15 protein-coding genes are annotated in these 15,354 nt (G+C 35.7%); 1 reads left to right on the forward strand and 14 read right to left on the reverse strand.

What is annotated here, in order from left to right:
• Positions 1–13: 13 nt before the first annotated feature.
• From rnhB to pyrH, 13 genes are all read right to left on the reverse strand, one after another.
• Positions 14–607 (reverse strand): ribonuclease HII, encoded by a 594-nt coding sequence (rnhB, locus tag ACFQ02_RS02205; protein WP_380818705.1) that lies wholly within the window; start codon positions 605–607, stop codon positions 14–16.
• Positions 607–1,773, reverse strand: a complete 1,167-nt coding sequence (gene lpxB, locus ACFQ02_RS02210) for a lipid-A-disaccharide synthase (RefSeq protein WP_380818708.1) — start codon at positions 1,771–1,773, stop codon at positions 607–609. Before lpxB ends, rnhB begins: the two co-directional genes overlap by 1 nt.
• Before the next feature lie 65 nt (positions 1,774–1,838).
• Positions 1,839–2,627 carry an acyl-ACP--UDP-N-acetylglucosamine O-acyltransferase gene (gene lpxA / locus ACFQ02_RS02215; protein ID WP_380818710.1) on the reverse strand — a complete coding sequence of 263 codons (789 nt, stop codon included), beginning with the start codon at positions 2,625–2,627 and terminating at the stop codon, positions 1,839–1,841.
• Between the two features lie 9 nt (positions 2,628–2,636).
• On the reverse strand, positions 2,637–3,086 hold the full coding sequence (gene fabZ / locus ACFQ02_RS02220) for a 3-hydroxyacyl-ACP dehydratase FabZ (protein WP_380818713.1): 450 nt from the start codon (positions 3,084–3,086) through the stop codon (positions 2,637–2,639).
• A 109-nt stretch (positions 3,087–3,195) separates the two neighbouring features.
• Positions 3,196–4,218 carry a UDP-3-O-(3-hydroxymyristoyl)glucosamine N-acyltransferase gene (gene lpxD / locus ACFQ02_RS02225; protein ID WP_380818714.1) on the reverse strand — a complete coding sequence of 341 codons (1,023 nt, stop codon included), beginning with the start codon at positions 4,216–4,218 and terminating at the stop codon, positions 3,196–3,198.
• On the reverse strand, positions 4,218–4,802 hold the full coding sequence (locus ACFQ02_RS02230; protein ID WP_380818717.1) for an OmpH family outer membrane protein: 585 nt from the start codon (positions 4,800–4,802) through the stop codon (positions 4,218–4,220). Before ACFQ02_RS02230 ends, lpxD begins: the two co-directional genes overlap by 1 nt.
• A gap of 105 nt (positions 4,803–4,907) precedes the next feature.
• Positions 4,908–7,289, reverse strand: coding sequence for an outer membrane protein assembly factor BamA (gene bamA / locus ACFQ02_RS02235; RefSeq protein WP_380818719.1), 2,382 nt, complete (start codon positions 7,287–7,289; stop codon positions 4,908–4,910).
• Positions 7,290–7,320: 31 nt separating this feature from the next.
• Positions 7,321–8,652: a sigma E protease regulator RseP gene (gene rseP, locus ACFQ02_RS02240; RefSeq protein WP_380818721.1), complete on the reverse strand. Its 1,332-nt coding sequence runs from the start codon at positions 8,650–8,652 to the stop codon at positions 7,321–7,323.
• 17 nt (positions 8,653–8,669) lie between these two features.
• A complete protein-coding gene (locus ACFQ02_RS02245; protein ID WP_380818723.1) occupies positions 8,670–9,533 on the reverse strand; it encodes a phosphatidate cytidylyltransferase in 864 nt (287 codons plus the stop codon).
• An 11-nt stretch (positions 9,534–9,544) separates the two neighbouring features.
• The gene (gene uppS, locus ACFQ02_RS02250; protein WP_380818725.1) at positions 9,545–10,264 is read right to left on the reverse strand and encodes a polyprenyl diphosphate synthase; all 720 of its coding nucleotides are present in this window, start codon (positions 10,262–10,264) and stop codon (positions 9,545–9,547) included.
• 94 nt (positions 10,265–10,358) lie between these two features.
• A complete protein-coding gene (gene ispC, locus ACFQ02_RS02255; protein ID WP_380818727.1) occupies positions 10,359–11,546 on the reverse strand; it encodes a 1-deoxy-D-xylulose-5-phosphate reductoisomerase in 1,188 nt (395 codons plus the stop codon).
• An 88-nt stretch (positions 11,547–11,634) separates the two neighbouring features.
• Entirely contained in the window at positions 11,635–12,192 is a 558-nt protein-coding gene (gene frr, locus ACFQ02_RS02260) for a ribosome recycling factor (RefSeq protein WP_380818729.1), read from the reverse strand.
• A 20-nt stretch (positions 12,193–12,212) separates the two neighbouring features.
• The gene (gene pyrH / locus ACFQ02_RS02265) at positions 12,213–12,935 is read right to left on the reverse strand and encodes a UMP kinase (RefSeq protein ID WP_380818731.1); all 723 of its coding nucleotides are present in this window, start codon (positions 12,933–12,935) and stop codon (positions 12,213–12,215) included.
• Between the two features lie 155 nt (positions 12,936–13,090).
• On the opposite strand from pyrH, the gene ACFQ02_RS02270 reads away from it, so the two are divergent.
• Positions 13,091–14,653, forward strand: coding sequence for a phosphoethanolamine transferase (locus ACFQ02_RS02270; protein ID WP_380818732.1), 1,563 nt, complete (start codon positions 13,091–13,093; stop codon positions 14,651–14,653).
• A 63-nt stretch (positions 14,654–14,716) separates the two neighbouring features.
• Here ACFQ02_RS02270 and lpcA read toward each other — a convergent pair whose 3' ends face one another.
• Complete coding sequence (lpcA, locus tag ACFQ02_RS02275; protein WP_380818734.1) at positions 14,717–15,295, reverse strand: D-sedoheptulose 7-phosphate isomerase; 579 nt, start codon at positions 15,293–15,295, stop codon at positions 14,717–14,719.
• Positions 15,296–15,354: the final 59 nt, after the last annotated feature.

The raw sequence follows: 15,354 nt of genomic DNA on the forward strand, positions 1-15,354 counted from the left end.
GTAATTGGCTCTATTATAATGATTCTAATAATTTTCTAACAGGGGCAAAACTGCGACGATACTGAGGCAAAACACCAAATTGCTGCAATTTTTCTAAGTGTAATTTAGTAGGATAACCTTTATGCTGTGCAAAACCATACTGAGGATATTGTTGATCTAATGCTATCATTTCTTGATCCCGCGCCACTTTTGCCAAAATAGAAGCAGCACTAATCTCTGCGACAAGACTATCACCCTTTACTACTGATTGAGCAGGCATAGGCAAATCAGGGATACGATTGCCATCCACCAACACAAAGTGCGGTTGAATTTTTAAATTTTTTACCGCTCTTTGCATCGCTAACATTGTTGCATGTAGAATATTAAGTTCGTCAATTTCTTCTACTTCAGCACGTCCTAGCGACCAGGCGAGTGCTTTTTGCTTGACTTCATTAGCTAGCAACAAACGTTTTTTTTCTGATAATTTTTTACTATCTGCTAATCCAATAATAGGATTGCTAGGATCTAAAATGACGGCGGCAGTAACAACTGCCCCTACTAGAGGTCCTCTTCCTACTTCGTCCACACCTGCTATCAATTCATAATTAGGATAAACAAACTCAGCCACTATTTACTCTCCAGTAATTCTATCACTGCCTGAGCGGCCTGCTCGTCTGCATTACATTTAATTAAGCGATGAAGCTCTGTAAAACGCTGAATTAGATTATTACGATGCCGTATCGCTCGTTGATTTTGATCTAAATATATTGATAGTTTTTCTACTAATTTTTCTGGTTCACAATCTTGTTGGATTAGTTCGGGTACAATCAATTCATTCGCCAGTAAATTCGGTAGTGAAATGTAAGATGTTTTTACTAATCTCTTAGCTAAAAAATAAGTAAAAGGTTTCATTTTATAGCCAACAACCATTGGAGATTTACACAGCATGCATTCTAGAGCTGCGGTTCCTGAAGCTAGTAATGTGGCTTGACTAGCAATCATTGCCTGTCTAGCACATCCATCTAATAAAATCATCGCTAAATTAGGTGCTATATTTGCTTTAATCTGCTCAAATTGCTGGCGACGTTTTGAATTGGCTAAAGGTACTAAAAACTGCAAATCTGGATATTTTTGTTTAAGTAAAAGAGCTGCTTGTAAAAAAGGTTCAGCTAAAAACTCTACTTCCGAACTACGACTGCCTACTAATAAAGATACATAACGTTGATTAGGATCAAGATGTAAAAATTGGCAAGCTGCAAGATGATCTGGTTCAATTGGAATAGCATCTGCCATAGTATGTCCGATAAAACGACAAGGTACGTTAAATCGGTCATAAAAGGCTTTTTCAAAAGGTAGAAAAGCAAGCACTAAGTTAGTTGCAGCGGCAATTTTTTTCACTCGATTTTGTCGCCACGCCCATACTGAAGGACTAACATAGTGTACGGTTTTAATACCGTTCTTTTTCATTTTTAATTCGATATCTAAGTTAAAATCAGGGGAATCAATGCCAATGAAAATATCTGGCTTCTGTTGCAACATATAGTCAATTACTGAGCGTCGAATTTTCAACAAACGTGGTAAATGCTTAACGACTTCCACTAACCCCATAACTGACAGCTCTTCCATATCAACTAAAGTTTCACAGCCTTGAGCAAGCATTTGTTTACCTGCGATACCAATGAAACGAGCTTCTGAATAATGTGCTTTTAAACTACGAATTAACCCTGCTCCTAAAATATCACCAGATACTTCTCCCACAACAATTGCAATTGTTGGATTGTTCCGCATTTTCATTAATCCTTATAAAAAAACACCGCACTTTTATATTTCTAAAAAGTGCGGTGAGATTCTCAATTTTATCAGCGAATAATACCGCGAGTAGAGCGTTTGAAAAAATCCAAAAAGAAACTTACCGCACTTTCAGTACGTGCATATTGTTCAATTTCAGGAATAACTTCTTCGAGAGTTTTACCACTACGATAAATCAGTTTATACACATTACGAATAGCACGCATAGTTGGCTTCTCAAACCCACGTCGCTTTAATCCTTCAATATTCACTCCAAACGGACGAGCATGATTCCCTTGAGCAAGTACGTAAGGCGGAATATCTTGACTCACCATTGTTCCTCCTCCAAGCATCACATGCGAACCAATTACTACGAACTGATGAATTGCTGACATACCGCCAACAATAACAAAATCATCCATTTGCACATGTCCAGCTAAAGTTGCGTTGTTAGCTAGAATACAGCGATTCTTAATTTTACAATCATGAGCAATATGAGCATTGATCATAAATAAATTATCATCACCAATACGAGTAACCCCACCACCTTGAACAGTTCCACGATGAATAGTTACACTCTCACGAATACGATTACGATGACCAATAATAGTTTTTGTCGGCTCATCACGATATTTTAGATCCTGATTCACTTCACCAATGCTAGCAAACTGGAAAATCTGATTATCTTCACCGATTGTAGTAACGCCTTTCACTACTACATGAGAGTGTAATATTGTGCCTTTACCAATTTCAACTTGGTTTCCTACGATACAAAATGGACCAATAACAACATTCTCAGCAATTTTTGCTCCCTCTTCCACAATTGAAGATGGATGGATTTTTGCACTTGGGTGAATCATAGCTACTCCTTATCTACGGGCACACATTAATTTAGCTTCACAGGCAACTTCTCCATTTACAGTAGCTACACCAGTAAATGCAGTGATTCCTCGTCTTTCCTTAATCACTTCAACGTATAATTCCATTTGATCACCAGGTAAAACTGGGCGTTTAAAGCGAGCCTCATCAACGCCTGCAAAATAAAATAATTCATCGCCTTTTAATTCATGCGTTTTAAATGCAAGAATACCCATTGATTGAGCAAGTGCTTCTAAAATTAAGACACCAGGTAAGATAGGTTGCTCTGGAAAATGCCCCGTAAAACAAGGCTCATTAACACTTATATTTTTGATTGCTTTTAACCATTTTCCTTCATCAAAATCTACTACACGATCAACAAGTAAAAAAGGATAACGATGAGGAAGCAATGACATAATTTCTTTGGCTTCAATAATTCTTGGGGTACGTTCAGATTTCAAAATAATATCCTTCGAATAAAAATAATAAAAACTAGCTTGAAGAAAATTATACGATATTTAATTAATCAATACAAAAAAAGCTATCTTAGAACAACATCACATATTAACTTTAGCTTAGTTTCTTCTCTAATGTTTTCAATCGCTTATGGATTTTTTCTATATCTAATGTAAGTGCAGCTGTTTTTCTCCATTGTTTATTAGTTTGCAATGGAATACCTGATGAATATATTCCTGGTTCAGTAATTGGACGCATTACCATCCCCATACCCGTAATAGTAACTTTATCACAGATCTCCATATGTCCATTTAAGACACTAGCACCACCAATTAAACAATAACGACCTACTTTCAAACTACCAGCCATAATTACCCCACCAGCCACCGCCGTACCAGTACCAATATGTACGTTGTGAGCAATCTGGCAAAGATTATCAATAATCACGTTGTCTTCAATTACAGTGGCCTCTAATGCTCCACGATCAATACAAGTACAGGCACCTATTTCTACATTGTCACCAATGATCACTGTACCTGTTTGAGGAATTTTTATCCAGCGACCACGATCGTTAGCATAACCAAATCCATCGCTACCAATCACTGCCCCTGATTGAATTAAACAGTTATTACCAATTTGTACGTTGTGATAAATACTTACGTTCGCCCAAAGCTGAGTATTCGAACCAATCTTTGCATTCTTGCCGACGAAACAACCAGCTCCAATCACTACATTGTCGCCTAATTCGACATTATCTTCAATTACAGCATTTGCTCCAACTGATACATTACAACCTAATTTTGCAGTTGATGAAACGACCGCACTCGATGCGATTTCGCAAGCAGCTTTTGGCGTATTATCCATAAATTGAGCTAACACCGCATAAGCAACATAAGGATCATTAACAATTAATAAATTGCTATCTGAGGAACAAAAATCGACATCGCTTTGAGCTACAACTAAAATCCCTGCTTGGGAATCACGCAATAGCTCACGAAATTTAGGATTGGAAATAAAAGTAAGCTGATTCTTCAATGCTTTATCTAGCGGAGCAATGCTATCAACCAAAACATCGGCGTTACCTCGTATAGTGCCGCCGACTTTTTCCGCTAATATTCTAAGTGAATATTGTTGCATTATTTTGCCTTAGCTGGAGCTGGAAGTGCTTTCAAAACATCTTGAGTGATGTTTTTGCCATCAGCTATATACACAGCATTTCTTTCTTCTAAAACCGCAGTGAAATTTTTCTCTTTTGCTACTTTTTTAGTTGCTTCGGCAATATCATTCAAAAATCGTTTTGTTAGTTCATGATCTCGTTTCTGATTATCTTGATCAAACTTAGCTACATTTTTCTGATGTTCTGCTACTAAAGCATTCAATTCAGCATTACGTTTTTCAGCTAACTTATTAATTTCATCTTGACGCTTTTTAATATCTGCTTGACGTAATTTTTTTGCATCTTTTTCTAATGCTTTAACTTTTCCTTCGATTTCTTTTTCGAAAGACATTTTTTTCTCTTGTAACGCTTTTTCTGAATTTTTCAATTTTTCCAATGGTGCTTTAATTTCCGCATTAAATTTTTCTAATTCTGCTGGACGTGTAGGGTGGTTAATAATTAAATAATCCACATTAACAAATCCAATATTATCATCAGCCATTGCAACAGATGAACCTAATGCTAATGCTAAAGAAAGTGCGGTCAATTTTACTGCTTTTTTCATACTGAAATTTTCCTTAAAAATTAATTTAAACTACTTGCTGTTACACCACTGACAAGTAGTGGTGTAACTTCAAAATTAGACTTTTAGATCTAATATAAGTTCGGGTTAGAATGAGCCACCAATACTAAATTGGAATTGCTCAATTTCATCACCTTCATATTTTTTAACTGGTTTCGCATAAGAGAATACTAAAGGTCCTATTGGTGATTGCCACTGGAATGCGACACCAGCAGATGCACGAATACGACTAGGATCACTGTAATCTGGTAATTTAAGATTAGCAAACTTCGCTTTATCTTCTGCTTTCCAACGAGTATTCCACACAGAAGCCATATCAACAAACAATGAAGTTCTCACTGAACGTTGATTCTTATCAGCAACAAAAGGCGTTGGCACAATCAATTCAGCACTTGCTGTAACCATCGCATTACCACCAATAATATCTTTGCTCACATTACAATAGCCCGCCGTGCTATTTTGACAATTTTGTGCTAAATAGATTGCATTTGGTCCAATTGCACCATAAGCAAAACCACGTAAACTACCAATTCCTCCAGCAGAATAATTTTGATAGAAAGGTAAGCGTTTACCACTTAATCCATCAGCATAAGCAGCTGTTGCCTTAGCGGATACAATCCAAGTGTGATCACGATCTAATGGATAGAAACTTTGTACATCAGCACTCAACTTATAATATTTATTATCTGATCCAGGAATAGTCACTTTACCGCTAGCAGAAGCTCTTGTTCCTTTAGTTGGGAAGTAACCTCTATTCAAACTATTATAATTCCAACCAAAAGAAAGCTCAAAATCACTCGCTTTAATTTTCCATGTGTCAAAATTCATGGATTTCATATATAAAGAGCGGTTATATTCTGGTGTAATATTTTTTAGTTTATTGTAGATGTAACCTAAACCAATATAATAAGAGTTATTTTCATTTACTGGGAAACCTAAATTTACACTCGCTCCATACATGGTTCGACCATAAGTAGAAGAGGTTTTACTTTTTGAATTGTCATAATCTTCAAAGAAGATATTTCCACCTAAACTAACGCCATCTTTGGTGAAATAAGGTTCAGTATAACCTAAATTCAAACTAGTACCATAGTCGTTACGGGAACCAGCAAGGCTAATAGATGATCCCATTCCTAAGAAATTGTCTTGCTTAACACTTGCTTGATAACTGAATCCACTCTCCGTACCATAACCGATACCAAAGTTCAAACTACCTGTGTTACGTTCTTTTACTCGATAAATAACATCAAGTTGATCAAAAACACCTGGTACTGTTTCAGTACGAGATTCTACTGTTTCAAAAAATCCCGTGCGTTCTAATCGCAATTTACCTAATTCAACTAGTTGAGAAGACAGCCATGTTCCTTCTTGTTGACGCATTTCTTGTCGTAGAGTTTTATCCGCACTTACTGTATTGCCTTCAAAACGAATTTGACGAACAGAGTAACGACGACCAGCATCAACTACAAATGTTATTGACATCGTATTATCATTCTCATTAAATTGAGGACTAATGTTCACTGTCGAGGTTGCATAACCTTGCTCACCTAATTTTGCTTTAATAGCATTTTCTACATAGGAAACATCACTGACACGATAAGTATCATTCATTCTAATTTTTTTCAGTAATGGTTCTAATTCTTCCGACATGCCTCCAACATCGCCTACAATTCGAACATTAGTGACTCGATACTGCTCACCTTCATTAATTGCTATTCGAACTCTAGCTTCCGTTTTATCTTCATTCAATTGAACATCCGTTCCAGAAATCTGAAATTTTACATATCCGTTTTCAAGATAGAAATTACGTAATGCTTCTAAATCTTTACCAAATTGTACAGAATCAAATTTATTACCAAAAAACTTCCACCAAGCATCAGATTGCAATTGCATTTGTTCTTCTAGTTTTCCTGCACTAAAAGCCTTGTTGCCCTCAAATTTAATGTCTTTTAATAGTGCAACGTCATTTTCTTTAAATTTTAGTTTTAATTCAGCACCATTATTTGCTATTGGCGTAATAATAGTTTCAATAGTTGCATTGTACCGTCCTACGCTACGATAATGATCTAGCATACTTTGGCGAAACGCTTCTAATTTATCACGATCCAATACATTTCCAATAGCAAAACCATTAGCATTTAAGTTTTCTTTAATTGCTTCACTTGGAATTGAATCATTTCCTTCCAATACAACTTCACTGATAATCGGGCGTTGTTGTACAGAAATTAATAACGTATTCCCTTCCCTTGTAGCTCTGACATTCTCATAGCCACGTAAAAATAAAGTTCTTACTACATTAGCAATATCATTATCCGTTGCTTTCTGTCCTATTCGAACAGGTAAGCTAGACAAGACATTATCATCCATTCCTGATTGAATACCATCAATCCGAATATCTTGTATCACGAAAGGTGCAGCAATAGTAGCCGTCGAACCCAACAGAAGACTAGCAATCAAAAGTTTTTTCATCGTTACCTTTGTCCTTGTTATTAAAAATAAATTATAGACGTAAAAAATCATTAAATAATGCTAAAGCAGTTAGCATTAACAACAACGTCGCACCAATCCGATATGCAACATTCTGCACAGATTCTGAGATAGGTTTTCCTTTCACAGCTTCGGCTAATAAAAATATCAAGTGTCCTCCATCTAATACTGGTAAAGGGAATAAATTCATTATACCTAAGTTAACACTAATTAACGCCATAAAACTAAGATAATACACTAAACCAATTTGTGAAGAAATTCCCGCACCTTTTGCAATAGAAATCGGACCACTCAAATTATTCACCGACAAATCACCAGTAAACAATTTACCTATAACTTTTATTGTCAGCCAAGATAGCTGAAATGTTTTCTCAACCCCTTTCAAAAGAGAATCAAGCATATCATATTTTATTTCGGTTTGATACTCATTAGCAATCGGTTGCACTGTAGGTGAAATACCAACATAATATTTCTTTTTAGCATTTAATTCAGGCTGCAATAGTATTTTAAAAAATTCACCCGCTCGCTCAACTTGCAACTTAATCGTTTTACCTTCTTGAACAGTTTTAACAAATTCCATCCATTCAAGGGAAGATCCATCTTCTTTGAACAACTGATCACCAATTAATATTCCAGCTCGTGCTGCTGGTGAATTTTCTGCAACGTTAGACACTCTCATTTCAACTTTAGTTCTTACAGGTTCAATACCTAAAGAATCAAAGGCACTCTGTTTTTCTGGATTAAATTGCCAATTTGTGAGATCTAATACTTTATATTGTTCAACACTCGAACCAAAGGGAGACACTGATAATTGAACTGATGACTCACCCAACTTAGTAGCTAATAGCATGTTGATAGTTTCCCAATCAGGAGCTGGTGTACCATCAACCGCTAAAATTTGAACATTCGCTTGCATTCCAGCTTTAGCAGCAATAGAGTGAGGTCGGATTTGTTCGATAACAGGTTTAACGGAAGGAATTCCGATCAAATACACTATAGAATAAGCAAAAATTGCAAAAATAAAATTCGCAAGCGGACCAGCAGCGATCACAAAGGATCGTTGTAATACCGTTTTATTATTGAAAGATTGAGCTTTTAATTCTGTAGGTACACTCTGATTCCGCTCATCTAGCATTTTTACATATCCACCAAGCGGAATAATTGAAACTGCAAATTCTGTCCCTTTTTTATCAATTTTAGACCATAGCACTTTACCAAAACCAATAGAAAAACGTTCTACTTTAATACCGCACTTTCTTGCAGCCCAAAAGTGACCATACTCATGAACAAAAACTAAAATAGAGATGGCTATCAAAAATGAAAACAAAGACCACAAAAATGACATAAATATCTTATAACTCTCTATAACACGTAAAAATAAAAATAGGCAAAAAAGGGAACTGCCGCGGTTAAACTATCAATGCGATCCAACACGCCACCATGCCCTGGTATAAGCTGGCTACTATCTTTAATTTTACATTCTCGCTTAAACATACTTTCTGTTAAATCACCTAATATAGAAATTGCGACAGTACAAACAGAGAGTCCTATAAAAAGTGCGGTTGGTAAACGAAATAAATTTTGTGGTGTAAGCTGAACAAAAAGAGTTGCTAAAACTGCAGCGGTTATTAACCCTCCAAATACACCTTCCCAAGTTTTCCCTGGAGAGACTTTTGGTGCTAATTTGTGTTTACCAAATTTCCTACCTACAAAATATGCTCCTGAGTCCGCTGCCCAAACCAATATAAATACATAAAGCAATAGCCATAATCCCTGATATTGCTCGACATAATAATGCTCTAAACGTAAACGTAAAACAGCTGTAAAAAAAGGAATTAAAGTGAGAAAAGAAAAAATTAATTGTAAAAACGCAGATTTTCCCCAAATATTCGCACTATTTGGATAGTTAACGACGAAAATTAATGCTGCTGCCCACCATAAAACAGAGGAAAGTAGCAATAAAGCAGAGTAATTTTCAAAAACTCGTCCAACTCGTAAATAACGAGCTTCACCGAAAATCCAAATAAATAAAAAACAACCTACTAATCCTGCAATTAATAATCGCCAAAAGCCCGTCTTAATCTGAGCGAATTGAGTCCACTCCCACACCCCTAAAGTAACAACGACACCCAAAGTCAAAGCTAAGTAAAAAGGGGAAAACCAAATTAAAGCAATCAATACTGCAACAATTAGTACGACAGCTGATATAATGCGTTGTTTAAGCACAATTTACTCCTTTATTCTATCCCACCAAAACGGCGATGACGCTTTTGATAAGCCTGTACTGCTTGTTCAAATTCTTCTTCATTAAAATCTGGCCATAATACTTGTGAAAAATATAATTCCGCATAAGCAATTTGCCATAATAAAAAATTACTAATTCGCAATTCACCACTCGTGCGAATTAATAAATCCACAGCTGGTTGATCTTGTGTCACTAGATATTGTTCAAACAACTGTGGTGAAATTTGATCCACTTCTAATTGTTGATCTTTTACCATATTAGCCACTTTCTGAACCGCTTGCACAATATCCCACTGTCCACCATAGTTAGCGGCAATATTTAGCACAAGTGCGGTATTATTTTCAGTTAATTTTTCCGCCCTAGCAATTTTACGACGTAAACTTTCACTGAAACGAGACGTATCACCAATAATTTTCAAACGTATATTATTTTGATGTAACTTTTTTACTTCAAGATCTAACGCTTGCATAAATAATGTCATTAACGCAGTGATCTCCTGCTCGGGACGATTCCAGTTTTCACTGCTAAAAGCATATAAAGTTAAAAATTTAACGCCAATTTTTCGAGCATAAGAAACTGCATTTCGTACAGCAATCACTCCATTCTTATGACCAAAAACACGCATTTTTCCTTTCTGTTTAGCCCAACGACCATTACCATCCATAATAATAGCAACATGTTGGGGAATAGGCTCTACAGCTATATTTGTCATTATTTACTACAAACTCTATATCAAGTTAATTATTCACGACTATATCACAACTTCACTATAGTGGCTATGTACAAGCCGTTATCATTGCTCAAAATTAACACAATGCTAATGCCATTTTTCTTGCTCTATAATCTACATCAAGTACATCATCAATACTGTAAATTTGTTGTACGGGTATTTCTTCTACTATAGTTCGATTAACTTTAGCTATATCAGTAAATTTAATCCGTCTATTTAAAAATGCTTCTACTGCCACTTCATTTGCAGCATTCATAGCGGTAGTAGCGTATTGCCCAGCGGCGAAAGCATCCATTGCCAATTTTAAGTTAGGATAACGAGCAAAATCTGGTTGTAAAAAAGTCAATCCGTTCAATTGATAAAAATCAAGTGGTTCTACTCCTGCGAAAATACGATCAGGATATGCCATAGTTTCCGCAATAGGCGTTCGCATATCAGGATTACCCATTTGGGCAATCACTGAACCATCAACATATCGAACCATAGAATGGATAATAGATTGTGGATGAATGATCACTTCTATTTGTTCAGCATCAGCATTAAATAGCCATCTAGCTTCAATATATTCCAACCCTTTATTCATCATCGTAGCAGAATCGACAGAAATCTTTTTCCCCATAGACCAATTAGGATGAGCTATTGCTTGTTCTGGTGTAATGTTATCAAATGTATCTATCGTTCTATTTCTAAAAGGTCCTCCTGATCCCGTCAGCACAATTTTGCTAATCCCTAACTGCGATAAAGGACAAAAACCAATTTGTTGCTGAGCTTGTGGAGGTAAAGATTGAAAAATTGCATTATGTTCACTATCTACAGGCAATAACTTGGCGTTATTTTTTTTCACTTCTTCAATAAATAACTGCCCACAAGTCACCAAACTTTCTTTATTTGCCAGCAACACTTTCTTACCTGCTTGTACAGCGGAAAGCGTTGGTAACAAACCTGCTGCTCCAACAATAGCCGCCATTACTTGATCTGCCTCATCATGAGCCGCCAATTCACAAATGGCTTGCTGCCCTGACAACACTTGCGTTTTAGAATTAAGTGCGGTCAAATTTTCCGATAATTTTTTAGCAGCCAACTTATCATCTAAAGCAGCAAAGTGCGGTTGAAATTTTATACATTGTTCAGTCATAAGATCAACATTTCGACCTCCAACTAAAGCAAAGACTTGATATTTTTCAGGATTATGTTCAATCACTGAAAGGGTACTCTTACCAATTGAGCCAGTTGATCCTAAAATCACAATTTGTTGTTTTTTCATTAATTTTCACCGCACTTTCTGATTTTCAATGTATCTCATGCTGACAAAACAAAGGACGCAACAGCGTCCCCTCTGAGCGTTATTAAAATTAGAAGGCTAGTAGCTCTTTTTCTTTATCTGCTAGCACTTCATCAACTTTTTTCACATATGAATCAGTTAGTTTTTGAACCTCGTCTTGTGCTTTACGCTCTTCGTCTTCACTAATTTCTTTATCTTTTAATAAAGCTTTAATTTGATCGTTAGCATCACGGCGAACATTACGCACCGCGATTCTGCCTTGTTCTGCTTCTGCTTTCACGATTTTGATTAAATCACGACGACGTTCTTCTGTTAACGGAGGTAACGGCACACGAATCGTTGTTCCAGCAGAAGATGGATTTAAACCCAAATCAGAAGTTAAAATCGCTTTTTCAACAGCACTAATTAAACTACGATCAAATACGGTAACTGCTAATGTTCTGGCATCTTCTGCAACTACATTTGCTAATTGACGTAATGGCGTTGGAGAACCATAATATTCCACTTGAATGCCGTCTAACAAACTTGGTTGAGCTCGCCCTGTTCTCACTTTCGCAATATGATGTCTAAAATTTTCAAGACTTTTTTCCATACGCTGTTGCGTATCTTTTTTAATTTCGTTAATCACAATATTTCCTTAAATCTTAATTAATTTTTATTACAAATTAGCGTACCTTCAGCTTCACCCAAAATGACTTTGCGTAACGCCCCTGCTTTACCCATATTAAACACACGAATTGGCATGCCGTGATCCCGTGCCAAAGTAAATGCTGCTAAATCCATTACTTGTAACTCTCTGTCAATTACTTCAGCGTAAGTCAAATGAGGATACAATACAGCTGAAGCATTTTTTGTTGGATCACAATTATAAACACCATCAACTTTAGTTGCTTTCAGTACTACATCTGCTTCAATTTCAATACCTCGCAAACAGGCTGCAGAATCAGTCGTAAAAAATGGACTACCAGTGCCACCAGAAAAAATGACAACCCGTTTTTCACGCAACATTTTAATTGCTTCCGACCAGTTATAAGTATCACAAATTCCATTTAACTGAAAAGCCGACATCAGTTTTGCATTAACATCAGCACGATGCAATGCATCACGCATCGCTAAACCATTCATTACTGTAGCCAACATCCCCATATGGTCGCCAACCACACGATTCATACCCGCTTTTGCTAATTTTGCACCACGGAATAAATTTCCTCCCCCTAATACAACTCCAACTTCTACATTCATTGCAATCAATTCTTTAATCTCAATAGCCATTCTATCTAAAATAGAAGGATCGATACCAAAGCCTTCATCACCTTGTAAAGCCTCTCCACTTAATTTAAGTAGAATACGTTTATAGACAGGTTTGCTCATTTCTTCCTCACAAAAATCGGATATAAAATTCCGCCTATTATAGAGCAACATCTCCGTTGTGAAAATAGGTGACCGACAAAAATAACCCATAGAGTCACAGAAAAAAATCAAGTAGAATAGCGAACGGTTTAATCTTTCTGTTGAGTACAAAGAAAATGAAAAGCGATTACACAAACAAGCTAGCAATCCGATTTATCATGTCAATAATTGGACTAACCGCCTTGTATTTTGCAAGTAAATTAGCGTTGATGGGATCGGGTCATTTTCCGAATCCATCATTATCAAATATTCTGCTATTTGCTTCTTTAATTATTATCTTAAATTCATCAAAACACTTATTTTATCTTATTCTGTTACCAATAATTTTAGTTTATGCACTTTATTCACCTATTGGTTTAGATTTTGGACCACCATCTTATCAATATATTGCTTCTGTCTTTGCAACTAATTTGCAAGAAAGTAAAGAGTTTTTCTTACAACTTTCTGTCATAAATTATTTAATGCCAATCGCAATCATTAGCTTAGTGTTTGTTTTCCGTTTTTGTACCCAAAAATTCCATCTCTATTTACATAAAAATAAAATATTTCTTGCGGCGTTAATTATTTTTGCTTTATTCGACAATGTTCCTTTTACGCCATTGAAAGAGGCTATTTTAGCAGGCAATAAAGTTACAAACGAATTGTCTATGCTCAATAGTTTAAGCATTGAAAGTCGCTGGGGAAAATCAGAATTAAGCGAACAAACTAAATATGATGATTACATTCTAATCATAGGTGAAAGTGCAAGAAAAGATTATCATCATGCTTATGGGTATCCTATAGAAAATACGCCTTTTATGTCTTCTGCTAACGGAACATTAATTGATGGTTTTACTTCTGGAGGAACAAACACTATTGCTTCACTTAAATTAATGCTTACTAAAGCTGATACAAAAAATTGGGAAGGAAATTATAGTTTAACGTTAATTGATCTAATTAAATCCGCTGGGATAAAAACTTATTGGTTATCTAATCAAGGGTATTTTGGACAATTTAACACTCCTATTTCTGCTATTGCAGATAAAAGTGATGAAAAAATTTTTCTAAAGAGCGGTGATTTTCAAAACCAGAATATAAGCGATTTTGAATTATTGCCTAAGTTTACACAGCTCATTCAACAACCGCATCAAGGAAAACGCTTTATCATTTTACATTTATATGGTTCACATCCTATTGCTTGTGATCGTCTAACTGATTACCATAAAATTTATGATGATAATAAAATTGCTAAAAAGTACTTCAATGTAAATTGTTATATTTCTTCTATTAAAAAAACAGATGAACTCCTTAAACGAGTCTATCAAAAGCTTACTGATAATTATCAAAAAAATAACCGCACTTTTTCAATAATCTATTTTTCTGATCATGGTTTAGCTCATCAAATTACGGAAGACAATATTTCAATTCACAATAGCAATGGAAAAAGTAAACGACATTTTAATATACCGCTGTTTAAAATCTCTAGTGATGATCAGCAAAGAAAAGTGTATCATGTGTTTAAATCAGGTCTAAATTTCACCGACGGTATCGCAAATTGGATTGGTATTAAAAATCCATTACTCAATACAAATATTGATCTTTTCAGCAATCAAGCAGATCAAAACGATTACGGACTACAAAAACAAATTGACAAAATTGAGGCGGCAGACGCCCCAGCTGTCATTATTCCTGTGAACTAAAATATAAAAAGTGCGGTAAATTTTCTCAAAACTTACCGCACTTTTAACATCAATACATGATTTCTATTTAGCCATTTCAAATTCAATTAACATCATCAAAATATGAATCACTTTAATATGCACTTCTTGGATACGATCTGCATATCCAAAATGTGGCACACGAATTTCAACATCGGCTAACCCTGCCATTTTACCGCCGTCTTTACCTGTTAAAGCAATTACTTTCATTCCTTTCTGTTTTGCCGCTGCAATCGCATTCAAAATATTTTTTGAATTACCTGACGTTGACAAACCAAACAGCACATCGCCAGCTTGTCCTACTGCTTCTACATAACGAGAAAATACATATTCGTAACCAAAGTCATTACTTACGCAGCTTAAATGACTAACATCAGAAATAGCGATCGCTGGATACCCTGGGCGATTTTCTCGATAACGTCCTGTTAATTCTTCGGCAAAGTGCATTGCATCACAATGAGAACCGCCATTACCACAAGACAGCACTTTTCCACCTTGTTTAAAACTATTTGAAATCAACAACGCCGCTTGCTGAATTAAACGGATATTGTTCTCATCATTGACAAATTGAGCTAATACTTCTTGTGCTTCCACAAGTTCTGCTTTAATTTGAGTTAAATACATTCTCTTCTCCCAACAAAGGATTATAACTAAGCGAAATCATTTTAAACTATTCCTGTATT

It is taken from the genome of Seminibacterium arietis (assembly GCF_042675725.1).
Classification (GTDB): Bacteria; Pseudomonadota; Gammaproteobacteria; order Enterobacterales; family Pasteurellaceae; genus Seminibacterium; species Seminibacterium arietis.

Excerpts from the sequence above, each read along its gene's own strand:
- uppS (WP_380818725.1), bottom strand. The coding sequence starts at position 10,264 with ATGACAAATATAGCTGTAGAGCCTATTCCCCAACATGTTGCTATTATT.
- lpxB (WP_380818708.1), bottom strand. The coding sequence starts at position 1,773 with ATGAAAATGCGGAACAATCCAACAATTGCAATTGTTGTGGGAGAAGTA.
- pyrH (WP_380818731.1), bottom strand. The coding sequence starts at position 12,935 with ATGAGCAAACCTGTCTATAAACGTATTCTACTTAAATTAAGTGGAGAG.
- lpxD (WP_380818714.1), bottom strand. The coding sequence starts at position 4,218 with ATGCAACAATATTCACTTAGAATATTAGCGGAAAAAGTCGGCGGCACT.
- rseP (WP_380818721.1), bottom strand. The coding sequence starts at position 8,652 with ATGTCATTTTTGTGGTCTTTGTTTTCATTTTTGATAGCCATCTCTATT.
- lpxA (WP_380818710.1), bottom strand. The coding sequence starts at position 2,627 with ATGATTCACCCAAGTGCAAAAATCCATCCATCTTCAATTGTGGAAGAG.
- lpcA (WP_380818734.1), bottom strand. The coding sequence starts at position 15,295 with ATGTATTTAACTCAAATTAAAGCAGAACTTGTGGAAGCACAAGAAGTA.
- bamA (WP_380818719.1), bottom strand. The coding sequence starts at position 7,289 with ATGAAAAAACTTTTGATTGCTAGTCTTCTGTTGGGTTCGACGGCTACT.
- ACFQ02_RS02270 (WP_380818732.1), top strand. The coding sequence starts at position 13,091 with ATGAAAAGCGATTACACAAACAAGCTAGCAATCCGATTTATCATGTCA.
- ACFQ02_RS02230 (WP_380818717.1), bottom strand. The coding sequence starts at position 4,802 with ATGAAAAAAGCAGTAAAATTGACCGCACTTTCTTTAGCATTAGCATTA.
- ispC (WP_380818727.1), bottom strand. The coding sequence starts at position 11,546 with ATGAAAAAACAACAAATTGTGATTTTAGGATCAACTGGCTCAATTGGT.